The organism is Actinocrinis sp., assembly GCF_035938995.1.
GTDB lineage: Bacteria > Actinomycetota > Actinomycetes > Streptomycetales > Catenulisporaceae > DASZGI01.
The window spans coordinates 1-24669 of the sequence record NZ_DASZGI010000374.1 but is presented as its reverse complement, the minus strand read 5'-3'; the positions used below and the strand labels follow the sequence as shown (position 1 = coordinate 24669).

Here is a 24669-nt window from a genome sequence, read left to right as displayed (position 1 = left end):
CAGCGTCGGAGGAAGGGAGCCGCCGATGCTGGTCGCGCGCTCGATCGGGTTGTTCGTCCTCTCTGCGCTGTGCGAGATCGGCGGCGCCTACCTCGTGTGGCTGGCCGTGCGCGAGCACCGGCCGTGGTGGCTGGCCGGGCTCGGCGTGGTGGTGCTCGGGATCTACGGGTTCGTGGCCACGCTCCAGCCCAATGCGCAGTTCGGCCGGATCCTCGCGGCGTACGGCGGGGTGTTCGTCGCCGGTTCGCTGCTGTGGGGCGTCGCTTTCGACGGCTTCCGGCCGGACCGCTACGACATCGCCGGGGCGCTGGTCTGCCTGGCCGGCGTCGGACTGATCATGTACGCGCCTCGTCGGTGAGCGTGTCCGCGGCGGCGGCGGCGATGAGGACGTCCAGCGTCCGGGGCCCGTGCACCCCCTCGACGCGGCGCAGCTCGATGTCGCTGGTGGCGCTCGGCCCGCTGATCCACGTCAGCGGACGCTCGGGCGTCAACGCCGCGACGGCGTCCGGGACGATCGCACGCACCTGATCCGCGCGCACGACGACCAGGTGGTAGTCGGGCACCAGGGTCAGTGCGCGCGGACCCTGCCCCGGACCCGCGTCGAGCACGATCGTCCCGGTCTCGGCGACCGCCACGGCGCACGTGGTCAGCACCGCGCCGACCTCGTCGAGCTGCGCGTTCGTCACCGGTTCGCGGACCGCCTCCACCGACTGCGGCAGCCACGCTTGCGGGAACCCGTCCGGCACGACCACGCTCGCGAACCCGCGGCCCCCGAGGATCTCGGCGACGGCGGCGGCGACCGCTTCGGCGTCGGCCGCGCAGCGGTGGACTGTCGCGCGGTAGTCGACGAGCCGATCGACGAACTGCTCCATGTCCGCAGGCATGCTGCCCGCCGCGCGATAGGCACGCGGGACTGCCTCAGGGCTCGGGCGATCGGCTAAAGCGGTTCGGATGCGGCCGAGGATCTCGTCGCGCGCGCTCATCGGTGACTCCCGTCCTGGATGCTGCCTTCACGCACCCACCAGTCCCTCAGCGATTCGCGCGGCGGATTGGGCAGGTCGCGCGACGCCGTCCACGCCGAGAGCGGCGGCAGCAGTGAACGCAGTCTTCGCACAAAGCGCAGGAGCGGGGCGAGGCGCAGCGCGCGGGTCCAGCGCTTGGGATCGCGCATGACCCAGGCTGCCGCACCCATCGCGGCGGCCTCGGGCGTCGGCGGCGCGAGCGGATGCGCGTCGTGCTTGGCATCGACGACCCGGGATCTGAGGTGCACCAGCATCGACGGGATGTCGATCGCCACCGGACACGCGTCGAAGCAGGCGCCGCACAGCGAGGAGGCGAACGGCAGCGTCGGATTGTCGGCGACGCCGGTGAGCTGCGGCGAGAGGACCGCGCCGATCGGCCCCGGATAGACGGTGCCATAGGCGTGGCCGCCGGTGCGCTCGTAGACCGGGCAGACGTTCAGACAAGCCGAACATCTGATGCAGCGCAGCGCGGCGCGGCCGCGCGGGTCCGCCAGCGTCGCGGTGCGGCCGTTGTCCAGCAGGATCAGGTGGAAATCCTGGTCCTCGGTCGCGCCGGTCCACATGGAGGTGTACGGGTTCATCCGCTCTCCGGTCGAGGAGCGCGGCAGCAGTTGGAGGAAGACCTCGAGGTCGCTCCAGGCGGGCAGCAGCTTCTCGATGCCCATCACGGTGATCAGGGTGCGCGGGAGGGTCAGGCACATCCGGCCGTTGCCCTCGGACTCGACCACGCACAGCGTGCCCGTCTCGGCGATCGCGAAGTTCGCCCCGCTGATCGCCACCTCGGCGGCGAGGAACCTGCGGCGCAGGTGGCGGCGGGCGGCCTCGGCCAGTGCGGGCGGGTCGTCGGTGAGCGCCGGGTCCACCCCGGGCATCTCGCGCAGGAAGATCTCCCGGATCTCGCTGCGGTTGCGGTGGATCGCCGGCACCAGGATGTGGCTCGGCTCATCGTGGCCGAGCTGCACGATCAGCTCGGCCAGGTCCGTCTCGACCGCGTCGATCCCGGCCGTGGCCAAGTACTCGTTGAGCCCGATCTCCTGCGTCGCCATCGACTTGACCTTGACCACCTCGCGGGCGCCCGTGTTGCGCACCAGCCCGGTGACGATCCGGCAGGCCTCGTCGGCGTCGCGGGCCCAGTGCACGGTTCCGCCGCGCTTGGTGACCTGCTCCTCAAGCTGGACGAGGTAGGTGTCGAGGTGGGCGAGCACGTCGTCCTTGATCGCCGCCCCGGCCGCGCGCAGCCCCGCCCAGTCCGGCAGTTCGCCGACGACCCGCGCGCGCTTGGCCCGGATCGTGGCGGTCGCGTTGCCGAGGTTGCGGCGCAACTGCGCGTCGCCGAGCGCGTCGTGCGCGGCGGCCGGGAAGGGCCGGGCCGCGCGCAGCCGGCCGGTCGGCCCGGCGACGGGCATGCCGAGGAACGTCCCGCCGCTGGTCGGTGCGGTGTGCGCGGTCATCGAGCCCTGCCTTTAACGCGGGAGTCGTCTTGGGTCGAGGCCAGGATCTCGGCCAGGTGGACGGTGCGGACTCCGGCGCGCAGCCGGGTCAGCCCGCCGCCGATGTGCATGAGGCAGGAGGAGTCCCCTGCGGTGCAGACGTCGGATCGGGTGTCCTGCACGGCGCGCATCTTGTCGGCGAGCATCGCGGTGGACACCTCGCCGTTCTTGAGCGCGAACGTGCCGCCGAAGCCGCAGCACGACTCAGCGTTCGGCAATTCGACCAGTTCCAGCCCACGCACCTCGCGCAGGAGCCGGTAGGGGCGGTCGCCCACGCGCAGCAGGCGCAGCGAGTGGCAGGTGGGGTGGTAAGTCACCCGGTGCGGGTAGTACGCGCCGACGTCTGTGACGCCGAGGACGTCGACCAGGAATTCGGAGAGCTCGTAGGTGCGCGCTGCGACCTCACGGGCTTGCGCTGCGAGGCCGGCGTCGCCGAAGCGTTCGGCGAGATCCGCGTGCTGATGCCGGATCGAGCCCGTGCAGGAGCCGCTGGGCGCGACGATCGCCTCGTAGTCCGCGAACGTGTCGGCGTAGTTGCGCACCAGGGGCAGCGCTTGCGCCGGATAGCCGGTGTTGACATGCATCTGGCCGCAGCAGGTCTGACTCAGCGGCAGGTCCACCTGGTGCCCGAGGCGCCTGAGCAGGGCCACCGTGGCCTTTCCCACGTCGGGGAACAGGCCGTCCACCAGGCAGGTCGCGAAGAGCGCGATACGCATAGGCACCTCCTGTGGTCTTACCATAGGCGATGTGGTCAGACCACGCGAGACCGGGTCCGGCCCTCCAGGAGGGAGCACGGAGAGTGGCGGCAGCGCGCATCCGTCTGCACGAGGCGGTGGTCGGATACATCGAGGGCGAGCTGGCGTCCGGACGCCTTCGAGTCGGCGGCCGCCTGCCGGGCGAGCGGGCGCTGGCCGAGCGGCTGGGCATCAGCCGCGCGTCGGTACGCGAGGGCCTGCGCGTGCTTGAAGCGATGGGCGTGGTACGCACCGCCGTAGGCAGCGGACCGGAGTCGGGCGCGGTCGTGGTCGCCGACACTCAAGCAGGCATCACAGCGGCGCTGCGCCTTCACCTCGCGACGCGCACCCTGCCGGTCGAGCACCTGGTGGAGACCCGCGTCCTGCTCGAGGCGTGGGCTGTGCGTCAGGCGGCCGACCGCCGCGACCCCGAACCACTGGCCGACGCCGAACGCCTCCTGCACGCGATGGGCGCACCGGGGCAAAGCGCCGAGGACTACCTCGCCCGAGACGCAGACTTCCACGTCACGCTGGCCCGCGCCGCCGGGAACGATGTCGTCGCGGCGATCATGGCGTCCCTGCGCGAGTCGGTGCACGGCTACGTCGTCGCCGCCCTCCCCGCCCTGCCCGACTGGAAAGCCACCCAGGGCAGACTCCGCGCCGAACACCTCGCCGTGCTGGACGCCGTCAAGGCAGGCGAAGGCGAGCGCGCCGCAGACCTGGTGACGCGGCACATCCGCGGCTTCTATGCGGAAGCCCGCCCCGTCGTCGACGAACATCCATAGGCTTTCTCGACCTCTCAGAGCCCTGCCCTTATTTGATGCCGGACTTGTCAGAGGGCTTCGCTAGCATTGGCATCGGCCGGCGCGGGGCTGGCCTTGTACAAGATCGGGGAGACCCCATGCGGGGGCGTTCACTGTTCCTATCCGTCACCCTCCTGGCCTGCACGGCCACACTCGCCACGGCGGCGCCCGCCGGGGCGGCCGCCGCCGAGAAGTCCACCAAGTGCCCGGCGGTCGCCCACCACGTCACCGCGGACCAGAGCGGGGCGTCGTGCGCCAAGCTCTCGGCCACACCCACCCAGAAGTGGTCGGTCGCCCTCAACGGATCGGCGTCATACCCGATCATCGCGGACGGCAAGGTCTTCGTGGTCACGGCGACCCCCGGCGGAAACCCCGGCGGCTGGCTCTACGCGCTCGACGCGGCCACCGGCAAGGTGGCCTGGGGCCCGGTCCCGCTCGGCGGCAGCTACTACTTCTTCGCGCTCGCGTACGACGGCGGCAAGCTGTTCGTCAACGGCTTCGACGGCACGATCACCGCGTTCGACCCGGAGAAGGGCGCGCAGCTCTGGTCGACCGTCACCGTGAACTTCTCCAGCGAGCCGGTCGCGACCGGCGGAGTCGTCTACGTGTACGGATCCGGCCGCGTCGCCGCCGTCTCCGAGTCGAACGGGGCCGTCGCATGGCGGACCTCCGTCGACGGCGACGGCGGCTCGCTCGCGGTCGACAGCACCGGCGTCTACCTCAACGGCGGCTGCTCGCAGACCCGCCTCTCGCTCACCGGGTCGGTCGTGTGGAACGACAACGACGGCTGCACCGGTGGCGGCGGAGGCACGTCCTACCTCGGCGGCAACCTCTTCTTCTCCAGCACCGGCGACCACGTCCTCGACAAGACCACGGGCGCCGACCTCGGCACGTTCACCGGGACGCCCGCCTTCTCGGACGGGCACGCGTTCATCGCCGACGGCGCCTCGCTCACCCGCGAGAGCCTGTCGGACCTGGCCCCGAAGTTCACCACCACCCTGCCCGGCCAGGTCGTCGCCGGCCCGGTCATCGCCGGCCACGTCGTCTACGTGGGCACCTCCGACGGCAAGGTCTACGGGGTCAGCACCGCGGATGGCAAGATCGTCGCCACCCTGTCGCTGCCCGGCACGCCCGGAGGCGGCGGCGAGTACTACGCACCGGTGTCGGACATGAACATCGGCGGCGGACTGCTCGTCGTTCCCACCGGATCGACCGTCACAGCGTTCAGCTGACGTCTCCCCCGCTCCAACCCGTCATGGCCGCCCCGCCTTCGCGCAGGGCGGCCACGGCCGCGCTGCCGTGGCTGCCGAATCGCCCGCTCAGCCGCAGACGATGGCCGACGGGTCCGCGGTGCGCACCTCGCGCAGCAGCGCTGCCGCCGCGGCGCTCGTCGGGTCCGCGGTGACGCTCACGGTCTCCCAGGCGGGCACGTCGCCGGCCAGTTCGATGAAGCGCACCCGATCGGTCTTGACCCGGTAGGAGCGCGGCACCAGCGCCACGCCGAGGCCGAACGCGACCAGGTCGAGCAGCGAGTGCACGTCGGTCACCTCGAGGGCTACGCGGCGCTCCACGCCGGCTGCTGCCAGCACCCGGTCGGCCAGGTCGCGGGTACCCCAGTCGGCCGGGAAGTCGACGAACTGTTCGTCCGTCAGGTCGGGCAGCTTGGCCTGGTTCAGTTTGGCCATCGGATGGGTCAGCGCGCAGGCGAGGACCAGCGGCTCCCGATCTAGTGCCGTGATCACGACGTCCTCCGGCGGGCGCGCGGGGCGTGAGACGAACGCGACGTCCAGCCGGCCCGCGCGCACCTGCTCGATCAGCTCGCCGGATCCGCCTTGGCGCAGCTGCACCTCGAGTCCGGGATGGGCCGAGAGGAATCCGGCCAGCAGGGTGGGCAGGTGCACGGCGTGCAGGCACTGCAGCGACCCGATGGACAGCGAGCCGCGCAGCAGCCCCTGGACCGCGGCAACCGCGTCCTTCGCCGCGTTGCTCGCCGCCAGCGCGCGCAGCGCCTCTGTCAGCAGCGCCTGGCCGGCGGGCGTCAGCTGGACTTGCCGGGTGCTGCGCACGAACAGCGACGCGCCCAGTTCCCGCTCCAGCGAGCGGATCGACGCGGACAGGCCGGACTGCGCGATGTGCAGCCGCTTGGCCGCCCGGGTGAAGTGACACTCCTGCGCCACCGCGACGAAGTGCTCCAATTGGCGCAGTTCCATGGCCCATCCATCACGAGCGGTGCTCAACGGCATCAGTATTTTCTGTTGGACAGCTTAATCCCGGGTGGCAAGGCTGGTGGGGTATCGCTCGACGATTCGAGGAGGAACACCCATGCAGACTCGCCGCATCGGCGACGTCCAGGTCGGCGCGATCGGTCTCGGCGCGATGCCGATGTCGATCGAGGGCCGGCCCGACGAACAGCGGTCGATCGCCGCGATCCACGCCGCGCTGGACGCGGGAGTCACGCTCATCGACACCGCCGACGCGTACCACATGCACGCCGACGAGGTCGGCCACAACGAGTCGCTGATCGCGCGGGCGGTGGCCGGCTACGGCGGTGACACCTCGAACGTGCTGATCGCGACGAAGGGCGGCCACCTGCGCCCCGGCGACGGGTCGTGGACGCTCGACGGCTCGCCGGAGCATCTGAAGCGGGCGTGTGAGGAGTCGCTCAAGCGGCTCGGCGTGGAGGCGATCGGGCTCTACCAGTTCCACCGGCCGGACCCGAAGGTCCCGTACGCCGACTCGATCGGCGCGGTGCGCGACCTGCTGGACGCAGGCAAGATCCGCCACGCCGGCGTCTCCAACGCCAACCCGCAGCAGATCCGGCTGGCCCAGGAGATCCTCGACGGGCGGCTGGTCAGCGTGCAGAACCAGTTCTCCCCGGCGTTCCGGTCCAGCGAGCCGGAACTGCGGCTGTGCGCGCAGACGGGGCTCGCGTTCCTGCCGTGGAGCCCGCTGGGCGGCATCTCGCGCGCGTCCGCGCTCGGCTCGCGCTTCGCCGCGTTCGGCGAGATCGGCCGGGACCACGGGGCCAGCCCCCAGCAGGTCTGCCTGGCCTGGATGCTGGCCAAGGCGCCGGTGGTGATCCCGATCCCCGGGTCCTCGAGGCCCGAGACGATCCGCGACTCGGTCGCCGCCGCCGACCTGACGCTCACCGCCGAGGAGCTGGCGCGGCTCGACGCAGCGTGAAGACGGCGTGACACCGGTCACGACGACGACGCCAGCGGCACAAGAACACCGCCGGCGTTGTTGCGACCGGTGTCGCCCAGAGGTAGAGAGCGACGCAAACACCCACAGATAAGGCCGACAGCGCTGTCGACGTCCCAACAAGCCATAGGAAGCTGGCAAGGACATGCATCCCAGCGCTGTTCGCCGTGCTCTTCTCGCGTTAGCCGTCGGCGGCTTCGCCATAGGCACCGGCGAGTTCGTGATGATGGGTCTGCTGCCGCAGGTGGCGGGCGACCTTTCGGTGTCGATCCCCCGCGCGGGCGAGCTGATCTCGGCGTATGCGCTCGGCGTGGTCGTGGGCGCGCCGCTGCTCACTGCGGCCTCGGTGCGCGACCGCCGCAAGACGGTGCTGCTGGTCCTGATGGGCTGGTTCGCCGCGGGCAATCTGCTGTCGGCGCTGGCGCCGAGCTTCGGGCTGGTGCTGCTCGCGCGGTTCGCGACGGGCCTGCCGCACGGCGCGTTCTTCGGCGCCGGAGCGGTCGTCGCGGGGTCGCTGGTGGACCGCTCGCGCAGCAACAGCGCCATGGCGGTGATGTTCGCCGGGCTGACGGTCGCCAACATCGTCGGCGTGCCGGCGACCACGGTCCTCGGCCAGCACACCAGCTGGCGGGTGGTCTACGCGGTGGTCGGGCTGATCGCCGCGCTCGCGGTCGCCGCCGTCGCGCTCGCCGTGCCCGCGGACGCCGCCCCGGTCGAGCAGGCCTCGCTGCGCGGCGAACTGCGCGCGTTCGCCAAGCCGGAGGTCTGGCTGGTCCTCGGCGTGGCGATGCTGGGCGGCGGAGGGCTGTTCGCCACATTCAGCTACATCGCGCCGATGATGACCAACCTGGCGCACTACGCGGACTCGAGCATGACCTGGCTGCTCGCGCTGTTCGGGCTCGGCATGACGGTCGGCAACCTGGCCGGGGCGCGGCTGTCCGACCGGTTCCCGGCGCAGACGCTGCTGCTGTCGCTGGCCGCGGAGATCGCAGTCGCGGTCGCGTTCCTCGCCGCCGACCACAACCGGTTCACCGCGGCCGCGGCGATCTTCCTGTTCCCGGCGGCCGCGCTCGCCGGACTGCCGACGCTCCAGGGCCGCATCATCGCCCTGGCGGGCGGCGCGCCGAACCTGGCCGCGGCCTCCATCCAGGCCGCTTTCAACATCGCGAACTCCCTCGGCGCGTACCTCGGCGGCGTCGCGATCTCCGCCGGATTCGGCTACGGCTCGCCGAACGCGGTCGCCGCGATGCTCGTCACGATCGGATTCACGCTCGCGCTCATCGCAGTGCGGGTCGAGCGGCGCCGGGCCGACGCGGGCCCGGCGCGCCTCGACGCCGACGCCCGCGAGAGGATTCCCGCGTGACGCAACCCACTTCGACTGCCCCGACACCGTCCGACCACCCGGCGCGCTCCGCCCAAGCACCCAGCGGCCCGGCCACCTTCGGGATCGTCGGCAGCGGCTGGCGCGCCGAGTTCTTCGCCAGGCTCGCCGCGCTGATGCCGGACCGGCTCACGCTCGTCGGCGCGGCGGTACGGCGCGCGCAGAGCGCCGAGGAGGTTACGCGCCGCTGGTCCGTGCCCGCGTACCTCTCGCCTGGCGAGCTTGTCGCCAAGCAGCGGCCCGACTTCGTCGTCACCAGCGTCCCGTGGGCGGTCAATCCCGAGGTGATCGCGACGGTGGCGGAGTCGGGCACAGCGGTGCTGGCGGAGACGCCGCCCGCGCCGGACGCCGACGGACTGCGGCAGCTGTGGGCGCGGGTGGGCGACCGACGATTGGTACAGGTCGCGGAGCAGTACCTGTTGATGCCCGGTCACGCGGCCCGCAGGCAGATCGTGGCGCGCGGCCTGATCGGCGCGCCCACCTCCGTGCAGGTCTCCTCGACGCACGGCTACCACGCCGTCTCGATGATCAGAGGCCTGCTGGGCGTCGGCTTCGGGCCGGTGCGGGTGGCCGCCGCACGCTTCACCGCCCCGCTGCTCGATCCGCTCACCCGCGCCGGCTGGACCGGGCGGGAGGAGCCCACAGCCGCGGCGACCACGCTGGCGACGCTGGACTTCGGCGGTGCGTCAGGGCTCTACGACTTCACCGACAACCAGTGGCACAACCGGCTGCGGCTGCGCCGGATCGTGATCCGCGGCAGCCACGGCGAGATCGCCGACGACACCGTCGTGCGCTGGGCCGGGCCGGGCACCGTGCTGCGCTCCGAGCTGGTGCGCGGGCAGCTCGGCCACGACCTCAACCTCGACGGCTACGACACCGAGCATCTGGCGTTCGAGGGCGAGGTCGTCTACCGCAATCCGTTCGTCGGGCTGCGGCTGATGGACGAGGAGATCGCGATCGCGACGCTGCTGACGACGACGGCCGCTTGGGCGCGCGGCGCCGGGCCGGCGCCGTATCCGCTGGCCCAGGCGTGTCAGGACCATCTGATCGCGCTGGCGATCGAACAGGCGGCAGGGACCGGCGCGCCGGTCGTCACCGAAATCGAACCGTGGGCCGCCGCCGCGGCCTAGCTCACGGCCACGGGTAGGCCACGATGTGGATCGCGAGCACGGCCAGCCCCGAGCACACCACCAACAGCGCCGGGTGGTAGCGGGCGTCGAGGTACTCGAGGGTGCGAAAGAGAGTCGGGAACGACACCTCCCTGGCAGACCAGTACGCCACCGTATCGGGAATGATCACGAGGGCCACGGCCATGGTGCCGTAGAGCACGTATCCGAGCACGAACTTGTCCGTGCTGAGCAGAGCGGTGACCGTTGAAGCGGCAGCCGTCACGACCGTCGCGAGCGGGAGGTACCAGGCGGCGAACGGAATCTCGCGCGACTCTTCGGCCTGCGCGGCTTGCACCCTCGTGAAGCGGCCCAGGGGCAACCGGAGCGCCCGCCCCCCGAGCCGACTCCCCTGGTACGTCATGAGCTGTACGACCGAGGCGCTGATCAGCGCGACGATCACCGCCTTCGTGGGGCTCCACAGAGCTTCGAGGTGAGCCGCGGTCATCGAGATGGTCGGCCACCGCGGGCTGCCGGACAGCGCCCAGATCTCCGGGACCGCGATGATCGCGGCCGTGGCGCCCCACACCAGGTAGCCCCACGCCTCCGGGCGGCTCAGGCTCCTGACTGCCCCCGTGCTCACCGGCGACAGCTCCGATGTCCCCGTCTCGTACGCATCGTCGGCGAACGCCACGGCACTCCCCTTTTCGATCCTTAAGATCGCCGGCCCATCCCGAAGAGGTTGTACCCGCGGGACCGCGGCTAACCGTCGATTCGCCGAATCCAACGACCGGCCGTGCGACCTTAGGATCAAATTCAGACCCGCACCCCCCGCAAGGCCGTCCGGCCGCGCCGAAAGGATCCCGCCCCCATGGTCTTCGACATCGCCACGATCCGCGCCGCCTACCCCGCGCTGACCGACGGCTACGCCTATCTGGACGGCGCCGCCGGAACGCAGACCCCGACGGCGGTGATCGACGCGATCGCCCAGGCGTACCGGGCCGGGTTCGGCAACGTCACCGGGGCGTTCCCGGCCAGCCGGCGCGCCGAGCTGATCGTGCGGGAGTGCCGGCAGGCGGTGGCGGACCTGGTCGGCGGCGTGCCGGAGGGTGTCGTGCTCGGGCAGAACATGACCACCCTGACGTACCGCTTCTCCCAGGCCCTCGCGGCGACGTGGCGGCCCGGGGACGAGATCGTGCTGTCGAGGCTCGACCACGACGCGAACGTGCGCCCATGGGTGCAGGCGGCCGCGCGGGCCGGGGCGGCGGTGCGGTGGGCCGAGATCGACGCGGCGAGCGGGGAGCTGCCCGCCGACCAGTACGGCGCCCTGGTCGGCGAGCGCACCCGGCTGGTCGCGGTGACGGCGGCGAGCAACGCGCTGGGCACCAGGCCGGATGTGCCGGCGATCGCCGCGCGGGCGCACGCGGTGGGCGCCCTGGTCTACGTGGACGGGGTGCACGCGACCCCGCACGGCCCGACCGACGTGGCCGCGCTCGGTGCGGACTTCTACGCCACCAGCGCGTACAAATGGTCCGGGCCGCACATCGGGGCCGTGATCGCGGCACCCTCCCTGCTCGAGACGCTGCGCCCGGACAAGCTCGCGCCGTCGCCCGACGCGGTGCCGGGCCGCTTCGAGACCGGCACCTCGCCGTTCGGCGACCTGGCGGGGGTGACGGCGGCGGTGGAACACCTGGCGGGGCTCGATCCTGCGGCGACCGGCACGCGCCGGGCCCGGCTGCTCACGTCGCTTGCCGCCGCCGAGGCGTACGAGCTGGAGCACTTCGCCGCGCTGCGCGAAGGGCTGGAGAAGATGGACGGGGTGACGATCTACGGTCGGCCAGCCCGCCACACCGCGACCGTGTACTTCAACGTGGCGGGGCACACGCCGCGTCAGGTCGCGGAATACCTGGCGGAGCGGCGCGTGAACGTATGGAGCGGGCACAACTACGCCTGGGAGGCGACTGGCGTGCTCGGTGTCCGCGACACCGGCGGGGCCGTGCGCGCCGGGCTGGTGCACTATAACGACCGATCGGACGTCGACCGGCTGCTGGACGCGGTCGCGCAGCTGGCGGGGTGAGCCGGGGGCGAGCGCGTTTCTCCCTGTCGTGCGCTCTTTCGCCGTCGAGATTAAAGAAGCCGTGCGCCGGAGTACCAGTGCTTTGCGAGTTACCCGAGGCGTGCGGAGCACTCTGCTTTCAGCGAGCCGGGCATTTGCATTTTCACATCACTACGTTCATCCATATGAACAAGATCGTACACTTCTGGCCAGCGAAATCCCCGGGAGAGGGGTGTTCAAGAAATCGATCTGTTCAGCCCGCTGAAAACATGATGATCTTCTTCAAATTACGGTAAAGAATATTTACCTGCGCCCGCGGCGGAGTTATCGTCGCAGGCCATGAAGGCACGCCAAGAAATAACCGGCGCCGTCACGCTCGCCGCCCGGCACCGCGTCGCGACCGCAGCCGCCGCCGTCCTCGCGCCGACCGGCGGACTCTCCCCGACCGTCGCGGCCGACTCGGCGAGCGCGGCGCCGTCCTCCCCCACCTCCGCCGTCTCCCTGGCCGGATGGAAGCTCCGGCTCACGGTGACCGCATTGCCGGCGAGCTGATGACCATGCATATCCGACCCACGCATATCCGACACCTGATAGCCAGCCGTCCCGGCCGGGTGCTGATCGCCCTCGCCGCGACCGTCGCGGTCCTCGGTACCACCATGAACCCTGTGAACGCGGGAGCCACGGCCTCGTCGCCGGGTTCCCAGACCCCGGGCTGCGTAACGTTCCCCGCCTGCATCCCGAAGACCGTCGTCCTGGACGGTCTACGGCTCGCGGTGACCCGCGAGCTGGTGCGCGCCGGCGTGCCCTCGCTCCGCCAGGAGCTCAGCACCCTGACCGCGCAGGCGGACGGATACCTGACGCAGGGTCCGTGGTCGGTCATGGACAAGCCGCAGCTGCCGCCGAGCGGCGACAAGCACGACTATCTGAGCCAGGCGCCCTACTGGTGGCCGACCCAGCCCAAGACCGCGAGCAATCCGTGGGGCTGCCCGTACATCCAGAAAGACGGCATCACCAACCCCGACATCAACCTGATCACCGACCACGCCGAGCGCGGCGCGATGTTCAACGCCGTCTACACCCTGACGCTGGCCTGGTACTACACCGGCAACTCGGCATACGCCGAGCGCGCCGCCCTGGACCTGCGCACCTGGTTCATCGACCCGGCCACCCGGATGAACCCGAGCCTGAACTTCACCCAGTTCGTCCCGTGCCTGGTGTCCGGCCGCGGGATCGGCATCATCGACTTCTCCCAGCAGTTCACCGACATCATCGACGCGACCGCGATCCTGGACACCGGCGCGCCCTCGTGGACCGCCGACGACCACGCCGCGATGCAGTCCTGGTACAGCCAGTTCCTCACCTGGCTGCAAACCAGTTCCAACGGCGCCTCGGAGGCCGCCCAGACCAACAACCACGGGTCCTTCTTCGACATGCAGGAGGCCGCGCTGGCGCTGGCCACCGGGCAGCCGGACCTGGCCCGCACCATCGTCACCACCGCGGAGACCAAGCGCCTGGACGTCCAGCTCGCCGGCGACGGCACGCAGCCGCTGGAGATCACCCGCACCCGCAGCTGGCACTACTCCATCTTCAACCTGCTCGCCCTCACCCGTCTGGCGATGATCGGCCAACACGTCGGCGTCGATCTCTGGCACTACACCACGCCGAGCGGCGGCAGCATCCTGAAATCCATCGACTACCTCATCCCCGCCGCCACCGGCACCGCCGCGTGGCCCTACCCCGAGCTGAACTTCCAGGCTTTCGCCGCGATCGACGTCCTGCACACCGCCGCGGACGACGGCGACCAGGCGGCGCGCGCGGCCGTTCCCAAGACACCGCAGCCACCCGGCGGAGACCTGTGGCTGCTCATCCCCGCCCCCGAGCAGCTCGACCCCGTCGTCAGCTGACGCGGAAACATCTCAAGACACGATCAACAGGGGTCTGTGTTCATGCGCCAGGGCTCGTGTGTCAAACACCTGTCACAGGCCCCTGCGAGCATTCACGTGCTACCGGCGGATGGCGGGTTCCTTGCCCAGCCGATCCGCCGGTGGCGCGTTCGGCACCTGCCGCTGTCGGGTGGTGCGCACGTTCACCGCGCGCTGCACCAGCTGGATCAGCGTGTTCTTCACGGACTCCCGGTCGCGCGCGTCGCAGGTCACCAGGGGGACCTCCGGCGGTACGGACAGCGCGTCGCGCACATCCCCGACGTCGTGGGTGAGCACGCCGCCGAAGCAGTTCACCGCGACGACGTAAGGCATCCTCGCGTCTTCGAAGTAGTCGATCGCCGCGAAGCAGTCCGCCAGGCGGCGGGTGTCGACCAGCACCACGGCGCCGATCGCCCCGTGGCACAGGTAGTCCCACATGAACCAGAACCGGGTCTGCCCCGGCGTCCCGAACAAATAGAGCACCAGTTCGCGCTCGAGGCTGACCCGGCCGAAGTCCATCGCCACGGTGGTCGTGGTCTTGTCCGGCACCTTGCTCAGGTCGTCGACGCCCTCGCCGACGGAGGTCATCACGGCCTCGGTGGTCAGCGGCACGATCTCGGACACCGCGCCGACGAAGGTGGTTTTGCCCACGCCGAACCCGCCGGCAATGATGATCTTGACCGGCGTCGCCCCGGGCGGGCGGTTCGGTTCGTCAGAGGTTGCGGAGACCAATGAGGACCCTTTCCAGGAGAGCCAGGTCCGGCGCGTCGTTCGTGCCGGACTGCTGGACCGCGACCATCCCGCTCTCCGCGAGGTCCCCGACGATGACGCCGGCCACCCCGAGCGGCACGCGCAGCAGGGCGGCGATCTCGGCCACCGACTTGAACTCGGCGCACATCCGGCATACCTGCTCGTACTCGGGCACCAGGGCGTGCAGCGAATTCCAGCCCCGGTCGGTCGTCGTCACCAGCGCCTCGACCGCGAGGCGGGCGTGGGACGCGGTGCGCCCGCCCGTCACGGCGTAGGGGCGTACGAACGACGGACCGCCTTCCGATCCCACTATCCACCTCCCTCATAATGCGCGGTGCCCTTCGCTCACTCGGCCGGGCCCCGGACGCCGGGCGGGGCGGCGCGAGCGGATCAGCGGGGCAACGACTTGTGCAGTTCCTCGCGCAGCGCCGGGGTGAGCACCTCCCCGGTGCGGTCCACCAGCAGTGCCATCGCGTAGCCGATCAGGCCCATGTCGCTGTCGGTCGAGGCCATCGCCGCCATCACCGAGCCGTCGCTGACCGCCATGATGTACAGGAATCCGCGCGCCATCTCCACCACGGTCTGGGTCACCGCGCCGCCTTCGAAGATGCGCGCCGAGCCCTCCGTAAGGCTGTACAGCCCGCAGGCGACGGCCGCAAGCTGGTCGGCGCGATCCCGCGGCAGCCCTTCGGAACAGGCCAGCAGCAGCCCGTCGGCGGAGACCACGGCGGCGTGGGCGACACCCGGCGTCTTGTCGACGAAATCGTTGATCAGCCAGTTGACGCCCTCAGCCGCCTCGCTCAGACTCGTCACACGCGCTCCATTGGTCACGATCGTCCGTCTCCCGATTCCTGGCCAAGTCCGGAGCTGCGCCGGAATCCGGACAATCGCTTGCGCACCGCGTCCGCCGAGGGGCCGAGTCCCGCGGGCGGCGCCGCCTTCGCCGCGCCCTCGCCGCCGGCCTGGCCCGGCACGAGGTTCGCTTTAGGGACGCGCTTGGGCAGCCCGGTCGTCGTCATCCCGTCGCGGGAGGGATGCGACAGCGCCGCCGCGGCGCGCCATCCGTCGTCGCCGGGCGAGGACCACGGAGACACGGCGGGCGAGGACGGCGGGGGCGGGTAGCCCCCACCCGGCGGCGTCGCGGCGCGCGGCGGGCTCCAGCCGGAGTGCGGACCCTCCGCTCCGCGGCGGAGGAACCACTCGGATTCCACGGCCTCGAAGATGGGCAGCCGCTCGGCCGTCGACATCGGGTCCTGAGGTACGACGGGCGGGGCCGGGTCCACAGGCGCGGGCACGGGCACGGGCGCCTGGTGGGCAGGCGTCGGCACGTGGTGGGCAATGGGCGTGGCGCCGACGGGCGTCCCGTTGATGTGCGTCGCGGGTTGCGGCGCCGGTTCCACGGGGGCGGGGCGGCGCGGGTTGTACTCGAACCAGAAGGCGTCGCCCATGCCTTCGCCCGTGCCGAGCCGAGCACCCTGCGACAGCTGCCGGGACAGCGCGTAGAACTCCTCGTCGATGCTGCGCGACCCCGGCCCGTCGAGCGTCCGGAACCCGGGCCCGTCGTCCGGCATGGGGACGACGAGCTTGGCCGGGATGGTGATCGACGCGCTGATGCCGCCGGCCTGGGACTGCGCCAGGCGGACCTCGATGGCGTAGCGCCCGGAGAGGCGGCCGACCACAAACAGCCCCATCTGGCGGGACACCGAGGCGTCCACCAGCGGCGGTTCGGCCAGGCGCGCGTTGGCCCGGTCCAGGTCGGCGTCCGTCATCCCGATGCCGACGTCCTCGATGTTCACCAGCACCCCGCCGCCGTCGGCCGTCCGCGCCGCCACCCAGACCTTGGTCTGCGGCGAGGAGAAGGCGGTGGCGTTCTCCAGCAGCTCGGCGATCAGGTGCGCCACGTCGGGGGCGGCCTTGCCGGAGATCCGGACCCGCGGCATCTCGCCGAACACGATCCGCTCGTACTGCTCCACCTCGGCCGCGGCGGCCCGGGCGACGTCGACCAGGCGCACCGCCTCGGTCCACCGCCGCGCGGCCTCCTCGCCCGAGAGCACCAGCAGGTTCTCGTTGTTGCGGCGCATCCGGGTGGCCAGGTGGTCGAGCCGGAACAGCTGGGCGAGCCGGTCGCCGTCCTCCTCGCTGTTCTCCAGGTCGTCGATCAGCCGCAGCTGCCGCTCCACCAGGGTCTGGCTGCGCCGGGAGAGGTTCGTGAAGATCGCGTTGACGTTCTGGCGCAGCATCGCCTGTTCGGAGGCCAGGCGCACCGCCGCGCCGTGCACCTCGTCGAAGGCGCGGGCGACCTCCCCGACCTCGTCGCGCGAGTGCACCGCGATCGGCGCCACCGGCTCCTGCTGGTCGGCCTCGTGCGGGTCGCTCAGCCGGCGGATGACGTCGGGCAGCCGCACGGTCGCGATCTCGTAGGCGGAGTTGCGCAGCACCCGCAGCGGTCTGACGATCGAGCGGGCGATGAGCGCGGTGGCTCCGAACGCCAGCAGCAGGACGAACACGATGATCGCGGCGTTGAGGTACAGCTGGGTGCGGGCGGCCGACAGCAGCGTCCCGGTGCGCGCCTGGATCTGCGAGCCGATCTGCGCCTCGACCGCGCGGATCTGCCCTATCTTCGTCGTCGCCGCGGCGTAGGCGCCGCCGTTGGTCATCCCGATATCGCCGACCGGGTGCGAGCTGAGCGCGGCGTCGATCGCCTGCTGCACGACGATGTCGGCGGCGCCGGTGTCCTGGCCGCCGACCGTGGTCTGATAAAGGTTGACGCTCTGCGCGGGCGCCTGTGCGGTGAAGGCGGCGTAGGCGCTGTTGTACGTCGCCTGCGCCTGGATCAGGTCCTCCTGCTGCTCGCGGACCTGCCCGCCGCCGAGGATCCCGGCCAGATAGCCGCGCTCCTGCGAGGTCTGCTCCCCGGCCTGCCGCACCAGGCTCAGGGTGCTGACGAGGTTGCCGAGGGTGTGGTCGGTGGTGCCGGTCGCCAGCTGGTCGTCGTAGTTGAGCAGCCCGTCGATGACGACGGTGTAGGCCTGGAACACCGGGCGGCTGTCACCGAGGCTGATCACCGAGGAACGCAGCACCGGAATGTCGCCGAGCCGCGCCTCGGCCCGCGCGGCCAGCGTCTGCGCCGACGAGGACAGGGCGCCGATCGCCCCGCCGTACTGCTGCTGCGCCGCCTGGAACGCCTTCACCTGTGTGTCGGTGGCCGCCTCGGCGGCGGACAGCGACTGCATCACCGTGGCGGACTCGCCGCCGGCGAGATAGAGCGCGATGAGGTCGCGCTCATCCTGGACGGCGTGTACGAGCCCGGCGACCGACTGGGAGACGTGCACCTGGCCGCTGAGGTCGTCCTCGGTGTGGATCGCGTCGTTCTCGGCGACCACCTGGACCGCGGCCAGCGCCACGCTCGCGGTCAGCGGCAGCAGCACCAAGAGCACCAGCCTGGTGCGGAGGCGAAGGTCGCTCAGGCGCTGGCGCGGTCGCGGCACCGGACTCTTTTCGCGCACGTGGCCTCACTACCAAACCGTTCGTCGTGCTCCGCCCGAGCAGTAACTGCGTTCCCGAATACGCCGCGGGTTTCCGATACGGCGATGTACGGGCCCGTGTAGCGGCAATTTGAGCACAGCCGCGCTGGGGCGGCCAAGAGTTCGTACAACTGACTTAACGGCATTGTCGCACTCCCGAACCCCTCTTGTGGGTGACCCGCGTTGTGCGATGTCACAGGCTGTTCTGCTGTGGAGTGAACCGGTCCAGCAGGGTGTAGTCCACCAGTTCGCCTATCGTGTGGTGCACGCACAGCATGGCGTAGAGCTCCTGGCGGACCAGATCAGGACTCTTGGAGCGCAGCACCAGCCGGTCCCCGCCCTGGTAGATGGTGATCCCCTCGAAGCCGAGACCGGTCGTGCGGTAGCGGTCGTACACCGCGAGCAGCCGCTCGGCCGGCGCGGCCCGGTAGTCGAGGATCGAAGAGATCAGGCCGTGTCCCGGGCGGGAGACCACCCGCACGGTGCGGCGAGCCGAGCCGTCCGCCCCGGGCAGCCGGGATATCCGGGAGCCGTCCGGAAGGCGCAGGTGGACCGGGAGCTCCGCGGCGTCCGGGGCGTTCCACAGCTGGTCGCAACCCAGGTCCGCGACCGCGCCCCACAGCCCGGGCGAGAACGCGCGTTCTCCCATGACCAGCAGCGTGCCCGGCGGGATCGCCGCCGCCAACTGGCGCAGCGGCGGGCGATCGGAGCCCTCGTCCAAGCCCGCGGCCACGACCCGGTGGCCGCGGTCGTCGATGAGCAGTGACAAGCGCACCTTCGGGAACGCCGGCCCCGGCGCGCTGTCGCGCACCCGCCCGCCGAACTCGATCCGGTTGGCCAGCGTGTCGGGCACGTCGATAGTGACCGAGTCCAATCGCAGGGTGCGACGGCATCCGGGCAGCAGCGGGTCCGGCGCGATCGCCGTGGCGGGCCCGGCCACCTCCTCAAACAGCAGCCGCAGCGGGTCGACGCCGAGGCGCCGCCGGGCCCGCCCGATCGCGGCGGCGGTCGCGGTCGCGTTCGGCCCGTGGCCGTTCTGCGGCGCGCTGCCCGGGCTGGTCAGGCCCGGCACGCCGCGCAGGATCTCGGCGAGCACCTCCTCGTAGGAGAGCGAGCCGAAAATCCACATCCCGAGGGTGAAATAGACCATGAGACGGGCCGGCAGCAGCCGTTGGCGCTGCTCCCGGCGGCCTAAAGTATCAAGTATCTGATCAACGCGCGGCGGTGGGAACGCGCGCATCAGCAGCCCCAGCACGACTCGCTGAGGCAATCGGGCCCCCAAGGCCGTGGCTGTCTGACCTGCCCGTGGCATGCGAGCACCTTACGGCAGAGGCACCGACGGTCACGACGGGGAAACCCTAAGTTCACAGTGACCACGCGGACTCCCTTGTTGCCCCCGGCCGATCGGTGGCATTCTCATGGCGCAGTGGAGGGGGTAGCGTCAGGAGACCGTATGCGAAGATCCGTACACTGCGATCCTGAAGGCCCCGGCGCGACCGCGCCGCCCCCCTCGCTCACGCTGCGCGGCGTCGTCAAGCGGTTCCGCGGCCCGAACGGGCGGACCCGCACGGTCCTCGACGGGCTGGATCTGACCGTAAAGCCCGGCGAATTCATGGCCCTGATCGGCCCGACCGGCTGCGGCAAGTCCACCGTGCTCTCGCTCATCTCCGGCGCCGCCCGGCCCGACGGCGGGCAGGTGCTCGTCGGCGGCGAACCGGTGTCCGGCGCCGACCCGCGCACCGGCTTCGTCTTCCAGCAGGACGCTGTCTTCCCGTGGAAGACGGTCTTGGCGAACGTCGCCGCCGGGCCCAGGTTCCGCGGCGTCGACCGCAAGGACGCCGAGACGCGCGCCCACGACTGGCTGCACCGGGTGGGCCTGTCCGGGTTCGAGCACTACTACCCGCACCAGCTGTCCGGCGGGATGCGCAAGCGGGTGGCACTCGCCCAGACCCTGGTCAACGAGCCCCGGCTGCTGCTGCTCGACGAGCCGTTCTCCGGCCTGGACGCGCAGACCCGGCAGATCATGTGCGACGAGCTGCTCGACCTGTGGGAGGGCACGGGCGCCTCGGTGGTGCTGGTCACCCACGATCTCGAGGAGGCGATCGCGCTCGCCGACAGCGTCGCCGTGCTCACCGCGGGGCCGACCGCGGTGAAGAAGGAGTTCGCGGTCGACCTGCCCCGGCCGCGGCGGGTGCGCGAGATCCGGTTCCGGCAGCGCTTCGTGGAGCTGCACGAGCAGGTCTGGTCCTGTCTGAGCGACGAGGTGCGCATCGCCTATGCCCGCACGACGACCGCGGCGGTCTGACCCGGCCGCGCCGCACGACGACGGGCCGGCAGTCCTCGACCACGCGAGCGCTGACGGCCTGCGTCCGAACGGCACCGGCGCCGACCGTCCCCGCCGTTCCCGCCGGCGCCTGTGGATCGTCTGCGGCCAGTTGGCGCTGCTGGTCGCGTTCGTCGGCGCCTGGCAGGGGCTGGCGCAGGCGAAGGTCATCGACGTGTTCTTCTTCGGCGAGCCGTCGGGCGTGTGGCGCCAGCTGAGCACCTGGGTGCAGTCCGGCACGGCCGAGGGCCCGCTGTGGATGCAGGCCTGGGTGACCTTCCAGGAGACCCTGATCGGCTTCGGCATCGGCGTCGCGCTCGGGGTCACCTTCGGCATCCTGCTCGGCCGGATCCAGGTGCTCGCCGACCTACTGTCGGTCTACATCGGGGCGGCGAACTCGATCCCGCGCATCGTGCTCGGCTCGGTCTTCGTGATCTGGTTCGGCCTCGGCATGACCAGCAAGGTCGCGCTCGTGGTGGTCCTGGTCTTCTTCAACGTGTTCTTCAACGCCTTCCAGGGCGCCCGCGAGGTGGACCACGGGCTCGTGGCCAACGCCCGCCAGCTCGGCGCCGGACGGATCGCCGTGCTGCTCCAGGTCATCCTGCCGGCCGCGTTCAGCTGGATCATCGCGAGCCTGCGCACCGCGTTCGGCTACGCCGTCACCGGGGCGGTGGTCGGCGAGCTGCTCGGCGCGCAGCAGGGCCTCGGCACCCTGATCGCCCAGGCGCAGGGCGACTTCAACCCGGACGGCGTCTACGCCGGGCTCCTGGTCACCACGACGCTCGCGCTCGCCGCCGAGGGGGCGATCACGCTCGTCGAGCGGCGCCTGCTGCGGTGGCGCCCGCAGCGCCCCCAGTCTCCGTGAGCCGCGCCGCGCCGGCGGCTCGCGGTCCCGCACACGCACGATGCTCAAGTTCCCTCCTACCCACAGACGAAGAAGAGGTCGAACCGATGTTCCGCAGAAAATCCGCGCTGCTCGCGATAGCGGCGGTCACGGCGTTGTCGGGTATCGCAGGCTGCTCCTCGAACTCGCCCGCCACCGCTCCCGTCGCCGCCACCAGCCCGGTGCTGGTACGCCTGTCGGTGTCCAACCTCACCAACCAGAACTACATCCCGCTGATCCTCGCCCAGCGCCTCGGCCTGTTCGCGAAGCAGGGCCTGAACGTGCAGATCACCAACGTGACCAACGGGTCGCAGACCTTCCAGATGATGCTGGCCAAGCAGGTCGACGGCGTCGTCGGGTTCTACGACCACAACATCGACCTGGCCTCGAAGGGCACCGGCACCGAGTCGGTCATCCAGCTGCTCCAGGCCCCCGGCATGGTCGAACTGGCGCGCGCCGACGAGGCGGCGTCGATCACCTCGCCCGCGGATCTTTCCGGCAAGAACGTCGGCATCACCGGCCTCGGCGGCTCGACCGAGTTCCTCGCCGACTACCTGGCCGCGCACAACGGCGTCCCCGTCAACCAGATCCACCCGGTCAACGTGGCCGCCGGGCCCACGTTCGTGGCCGCGATGCAGCACAACTCCATCGACGCCGGCATCACCACCGAGCCGACCATCTCCCAGCTGCTGGCCAAGCACCTCGGAAAGGTCATCGTGGACATGCGGTCGGCCGCCGGGACGCAGGCGGCGCTCGGCGGCCCGTACCCCGGCACGGCCCTGACCTTCCCCACGGCCTGGGTCGAGAGCCACACCGCCACCGTGCAGAAGGTGGTCGACGCGCTGGTGCAGTCGCTGCGCTGGATTCAGCAGCACTCCGCCGAGCAGATCACCGACCAGATGCCGGCCGACTACTACCAGGCCATCGGCAAGACGTCGTACGTCGAGGCGCTGGCCAACGAGATCGGCATGTTCAGCCCGACCGGGCTGATGGTGACGGACGGTCCGCAGAGCGTGTTCCGGGTGCTGTCGGCGTTCGACCCGACGGTCAAGGGACACCAGGTGGATCTGGCCAAGACCTACACCGACCAGTTCGTCCAGCAGGTGCCCTCGAGCTGACCGTACGCGGGGACAATCGGAAGGCTCCGGGTCGCAGCGTACGTTTTCGGGTCCAGCAGTGAACGGTGCGGATGCTATACACGCACAGCGCGCCAGTAATGGCACAGCATCGGCATCCGCACCGTTTCCTGCACCCCTAACCGATCATCGCCGTGGACATAGTCCCTGAAGCCGCGCATTAGCGCGGCCCTCTGCTCCGGCGGCGCCATCAGATACCCCGAGTAGGTGGCGAGCAGGCCGCAGATCTCGTCGCGGGTCACGCTCGCCTGCCACGGCAGCACGGAGACCTCGACCCCGCGGAAAGGCGCCTCGACCGGCAGCCACTGCTCCTCGAGGAAATACCGGATCCGGGTTTCCACCCGGTCATCGGAATTAGTGCACTGCCTCCGGAAATCCTCCAAGTCGGCCACCCACGGGACGCTTCTGTCGCGCCGGTTCCAGATGATTCCGAGCATTCCCTCCGGGCGCAGCACCCGGGCTATCTCCGGAATGGCGAGGGCCGGGTCCATCCAGTGCCAGGCGGAGGACACCAGCACCGCGTCGACGCTCGCCTCGGGCAGCGGGACGCGCTCGGCCACCCCGTCCAGCGCGACCGCCCCGGGGCAGTTCTCCGCCAGGATGTCGCGCATCCGCTGGTCGGGCTCGACCGCGTAGACCGTGGGGAACCGGCGCACCAGCAGCCGGGTCAGCGCCCCGGTGCCCGCGCCGAGGTCGAGCACCGTCTCGCAGCCCGGGGGCGTGACCGCGTCCACGATTCCCGACGGCGGCCCTATACGGTATTTGTCATAGTCGCGAGCGGCCACCCCGAAGGATTTCGAACGCTCCGATGCTGTGGGCATGTCCGATATCTTAGACGCGGATTCACCTGCGGTGTCGAGGAATCGCGAACACGCGACGCCCGGCGAACCGCGGCGGAATCCGCGCCGCCGGCCGGGCGACGCGAAGGAAAACGTTCTTGGGCGCACGCGCGCCGCCGCGCGCCCCCTACAGCCCGTCACGCATCCGTCACCCCCCGCGCATCCAAATCGTAGGTGATTACTCACTTCCATGACGGGTACGGCTTCGGTACGTTCAACTCGATTGGTCCGCCGTGATCAACGCACACCGGCCGGATGGGGCCGCGGGTGCGGTAGGGAGATGGAGAGAGCGCTGGCGCTTCCGAGGACCGCCCGGCACGGCCGCCCGCGGGCAGTGGCCGTGTCCGAGGGAGAGCGGCTGCCCACGCCGCGAACCCCGGTCGCCGCCGCCCGCCCTCCGCAGCCGTCCGACACCGGCCGGGGCTGCCTGATCCGCGAACAGCCGCACGGGGGCGGCAGCGCGGACCGACGGACATAACGGATTTTCCGCGAAAGACGCCCCCGTATGACGCTGCACCGCACCGAGCACGACGTCCTCGTCGCCGCCCCCGCGGCCGAGGTCTTCGCGCTGCTCGACTCCTTGACCGACTGGCCGCTGCTGATGTCCCGGATCGTGCACGTCGAGCCGCTGGCCCAGGACGGCCCCGCCCGGCTCGCGCACTTCTGGGCCCTGTCCGCGCGCGGGATCGACGACGCGGTGTGCCGGGTGGCGCCCGGCCCGGACCCCGCGGAGCTGAACATGGCGCTCGTGGCGACGCGTCCGCCGGCATCGGCGCTGAACCTGCGCTGGCGCGCCGAACCGGACGGCGCCGAGCACAGCAAGGTCACACTCACCCAGGAGTTCGAGGCGATCGCCGACGACCCGGACGCGGTGCGCCTGCTGCGGCGGCTGCTTGGCGCGCTCGCGGAGAGCGACCTGTCCTCGCTGCGGCTCGCGGCCGCGATCCACGCGGCGTATCCGGCTTGCCGCTTCAGCTTCGGCAACCGCGTCCCGCTGGACCGTGACGCCTCCGCGGACGCGGCGTTCGACTTCCTCAGCCGGCCGGAGAAGTGGCCCTCGCACCTGCCCGGCGTCGTGCTGGTGTCCGTCAACGAGGAGCGGCCCGGGGTGCAGCGGCTCGAGATGACCATCGAGGAGCCGGACGGCTCGATGCGCGAAGAGCGGGCCGCGCGCCTGTGTTTCCCGCAGCGGCACACGATCGTGCAGAAGGACCTGCGGCCGCGCGCGCCCCTGTTCAGTCACACCGCGGTCTACTCGGTCACCCGCGCCATGGACGGGGAGGCGGGCTCGGTCGCCTGTCGGCACACGATGGTGCTCGACCCGCTTGCGGTGGCGCCCGCCTTCGGACCGGACGCGACGTTCGCGCACGCCGCGGAGGCGGTGCGCCGGACGGTGTCCGTGGAAAGCCTGCTGACGCTGCGGTGGGCCGCGCTGGTCGGCGAACTCGGCAGCACGTAGCGCGGTATCGCCCGGGCCCCATGCCCGGCTTGGTGGTGCG

General features: G+C 71.1%; 23 protein-coding genes and 1 pseudogene. 13 read left to right on the top strand and 11 right to left on the bottom strand.

Features of this window, described 5'->3' with window-relative positions; genetic code table 11:
- Window positions 1-25: 25 nt before the first annotated feature.
- Window positions 26-358 carry a YnfA family protein gene (locus VGZ32_RS25910; RefSeq protein ID WP_349263753.1) on the top strand — a complete coding sequence of 111 codons (333 nt, stop codon included), beginning with the start codon at window positions 26-28 and terminating at the stop codon, window positions 356-358.
- Here VGZ32_RS25910 and VGZ32_RS25905 read toward each other — a convergent pair.
- The 3 genes from VGZ32_RS25905 to VGZ32_RS25895 are packed head-to-tail and all read right to left on the bottom strand — an operon-like array spanning window position 336 to window position 3228.
- The gene (locus VGZ32_RS25905; protein ID WP_326888819.1) at window positions 336-983 is read right to left on the bottom strand and encodes a LutC/YkgG family protein; all 648 of its coding nucleotides are present in this window, start codon (window positions 981-983) and stop codon (window positions 336-338) included. The genes VGZ32_RS25910 and VGZ32_RS25905 overlap by 23 nt on opposite strands.
- Window positions 980-2473 (bottom strand): LutB/LldF family L-lactate oxidation iron-sulfur protein, encoded by a 1494-nt coding sequence (locus VGZ32_RS25900; protein WP_326888818.1) that lies wholly within the window; start codon window positions 2471-2473, stop codon window positions 980-982. Before VGZ32_RS25900 ends, VGZ32_RS25905 begins: the two co-directional genes overlap by 4 nt.
- Window positions 2470-3228: a (Fe-S)-binding protein gene (locus VGZ32_RS25895; protein WP_326888816.1), complete on the bottom strand. Its 759-nt coding sequence runs from the start codon at window positions 3226-3228 to the stop codon at window positions 2470-2472. The genes VGZ32_RS25900 and VGZ32_RS25895 overlap by 4 nt, the downstream gene beginning before the upstream one ends.
- Window positions 3229-3326: 98 nt before the next feature.
- Here VGZ32_RS25895 and VGZ32_RS25890 point away from each other — a divergent pair, with 98 nt between their 5' ends.
- Together VGZ32_RS25890 and VGZ32_RS25885 are read left to right on the top strand one after the other, a co-directional pair.
- Entirely contained in the window at window positions 3327-4031 is a 705-nt protein-coding gene (locus VGZ32_RS25890) for a FadR/GntR family transcriptional regulator (protein ID WP_414642598.1), read from the top strand.
- Between the two features lie 116 nt (window positions 4032-4147).
- Window positions 4148-5281: a PQQ-binding-like beta-propeller repeat protein gene (locus VGZ32_RS25885; RefSeq protein WP_326888814.1), complete on the top strand. Its 1134-nt coding sequence runs from the start codon at window positions 4148-4150 to the stop codon at window positions 5279-5281.
- An 87-nt stretch (window positions 5282-5368) separates the two neighbouring features.
- Here VGZ32_RS25885 and VGZ32_RS25880 read toward each other — a convergent pair whose 3' ends face one another.
- Entirely contained in the window at window positions 5369-6259 is an 891-nt protein-coding gene (locus VGZ32_RS25880) for a LysR family transcriptional regulator (protein WP_326888813.1), read from the bottom strand.
- Window positions 6260-6371: 112 nt separating this feature from the next.
- Between VGZ32_RS25880 and VGZ32_RS25875 the strand changes: the two genes are divergently transcribed.
- The 3 genes from VGZ32_RS25875 to VGZ32_RS25865 all read left to right on the top strand — a co-directional run bounded on the left by VGZ32_RS25875 (window position 6372) and on the right by VGZ32_RS25865 (window position 9761).
- On the top strand, window positions 6372-7232 hold the full coding sequence (locus VGZ32_RS25875) for an aldo/keto reductase (protein ID WP_326888812.1): 861 nt from the start codon (window positions 6372-6374) through the stop codon (window positions 7230-7232).
- A 163-nt stretch (window positions 7233-7395) separates the two neighbouring features.
- On the top strand, window positions 7396-8613 hold the full coding sequence (locus VGZ32_RS25870) for an MFS transporter (RefSeq protein ID WP_326888811.1): 1218 nt from the start codon (window positions 7396-7398) through the stop codon (window positions 8611-8613).
- Window positions 8610-9761 (top strand): Gfo/Idh/MocA family protein, encoded by a 1152-nt coding sequence (locus VGZ32_RS25865; RefSeq protein WP_326888810.1) that lies wholly within the window; start codon window positions 8610-8612, stop codon window positions 9759-9761. Before VGZ32_RS25870 ends, VGZ32_RS25865 begins: the two co-directional genes overlap by 4 nt.
- A gap of 1 nt (window position 9762) precedes the next feature.
- Here VGZ32_RS25865 and VGZ32_RS25860 read toward each other — a convergent pair whose 3' ends face one another.
- Entirely contained in the window at window positions 9763-10431 is a 669-nt protein-coding gene (locus VGZ32_RS25860; protein ID WP_326888809.1) for a hypothetical protein, read from the bottom strand.
- A gap of 177 nt (window positions 10432-10608) precedes the next feature.
- On the opposite strand from VGZ32_RS25860, the gene VGZ32_RS25855 reads away from it, so the two are divergent.
- The 3 genes from VGZ32_RS25855 to VGZ32_RS25845 all read left to right on the top strand — a co-directional run bounded on the left by VGZ32_RS25855 (window position 10609) and on the right by VGZ32_RS25845 (window position 13697).
- Window positions 10609-11814 (top strand): cysteine desulfurase-like protein, encoded by a 1206-nt coding sequence (locus VGZ32_RS25855; protein WP_326888808.1) that lies wholly within the window; start codon window positions 10609-10611, stop codon window positions 11812-11814.
- A 318-nt stretch (window positions 11815-12132) separates the two neighbouring features.
- Entirely contained in the window at window positions 12133-12345 is a 213-nt protein-coding gene (locus VGZ32_RS25850; protein ID WP_326888807.1) for a hypothetical protein, read from the top strand.
- Window positions 12346-12350: 5 nt separating this feature from the next.
- Entirely contained in the window at window positions 12351-13697 is a 1347-nt protein-coding gene (locus VGZ32_RS25845; protein ID WP_326888806.1) for an alginate lyase family protein, read from the top strand.
- A gap of 102 nt (window positions 13698-13799) precedes the next feature.
- On the opposite strand, the pseudogene VGZ32_RS25840 reads toward VGZ32_RS25845, so the two are convergent.
- The 5 genes and pseudogenes from VGZ32_RS25840 to VGZ32_RS25820 form a co-directional block, all read right to left on the bottom strand.
- Window positions 13800-14447 (bottom strand): annotated as a pseudogene (locus VGZ32_RS25840) (GTP-binding protein); the annotation flags it as partial.
- Window positions 14428-14778 (bottom strand): DUF742 domain-containing protein, encoded by a 351-nt coding sequence (locus VGZ32_RS25835; RefSeq protein ID WP_414642597.1) that lies wholly within the window; start codon window positions 14776-14778, stop codon window positions 14428-14430. The gene VGZ32_RS25835 and the pseudogene VGZ32_RS25840, both read right to left, overlap by 20 nt.
- A 77-nt stretch (window positions 14779-14855) precedes the next feature.
- The gene (locus VGZ32_RS25830) at window positions 14856-15269 is read right to left on the bottom strand and encodes a roadblock/LC7 domain-containing protein (RefSeq protein ID WP_326888821.1); all 414 of its coding nucleotides are present in this window, start codon (window positions 15267-15269) and stop codon (window positions 14856-14858) included.
- A 23-nt stretch (window positions 15270-15292) separates the two neighbouring features.
- Window positions 15293-17971 carry a nitrate- and nitrite sensing domain-containing protein gene (locus tag VGZ32_RS25825; protein ID WP_326888804.1) on the bottom strand — a complete coding sequence of 893 codons (2679 nt, stop codon included), beginning with the start codon at window positions 17969-17971 and terminating at the stop codon, window positions 15293-15295.
- Between the two features lie 211 nt (window positions 17972-18182).
- Window positions 18183-19301 (bottom strand): transposase domain-containing protein, encoded by a 1119-nt coding sequence (locus VGZ32_RS25820; protein WP_326888803.1) that lies wholly within the window; start codon window positions 19299-19301, stop codon window positions 18183-18185.
- 141 nt (window positions 19302-19442) lie between these two features.
- On the opposite strand from VGZ32_RS25820, the gene VGZ32_RS25815 reads away from it, so the two are divergent.
- The 3 genes from VGZ32_RS25815 to VGZ32_RS25805 all read left to right on the top strand — a co-directional run bounded on the left by VGZ32_RS25815 (window position 19443) and on the right by VGZ32_RS25805 (window position 22313).
- Window positions 19443-20294 (top strand): ABC transporter ATP-binding protein, encoded by an 852-nt coding sequence (locus VGZ32_RS25815; protein ID WP_326888802.1) that lies wholly within the window; start codon window positions 19443-19445, stop codon window positions 20292-20294.
- On the top strand, window positions 20266-21177 hold the full coding sequence (locus tag VGZ32_RS25810; protein WP_326888801.1) for an ABC transporter permease: 912 nt from the start codon (window positions 20266-20268) through the stop codon (window positions 21175-21177). The genes VGZ32_RS25815 and VGZ32_RS25810 overlap by 29 nt, the downstream gene beginning before the upstream one ends.
- A gap of 86 nt (window positions 21178-21263) precedes the next feature.
- Complete coding sequence (locus tag VGZ32_RS25805) at window positions 21264-22313, top strand: ABC transporter substrate-binding protein (protein ID WP_326888800.1); 1050 nt, start codon at window positions 21264-21266, stop codon at window positions 22311-22313.
- Between the two features lie 74 nt (window positions 22314-22387).
- Here the strand turns inward: VGZ32_RS25805 and VGZ32_RS25800 are convergent, their stop codons facing one another.
- Window positions 22388-23152 carry a class I SAM-dependent methyltransferase gene (locus VGZ32_RS25800; RefSeq protein WP_326888799.1) on the bottom strand — a complete coding sequence of 255 codons (765 nt, stop codon included), beginning with the start codon at window positions 23150-23152 and terminating at the stop codon, window positions 22388-22390.
- Between the two features lie 523 nt (window positions 23153-23675).
- Here VGZ32_RS25800 and VGZ32_RS25795 point away from each other — a divergent pair.
- The gene (locus VGZ32_RS25795) at window positions 23676-24629 is read left to right on the top strand and encodes an SRPBCC family protein (protein ID WP_326888798.1); all 954 of its coding nucleotides are present in this window, start codon (window positions 23676-23678) and stop codon (window positions 24627-24629) included.
- The last annotated feature ends 40 nt before the right edge of the window (window positions 24630-24669 follow it).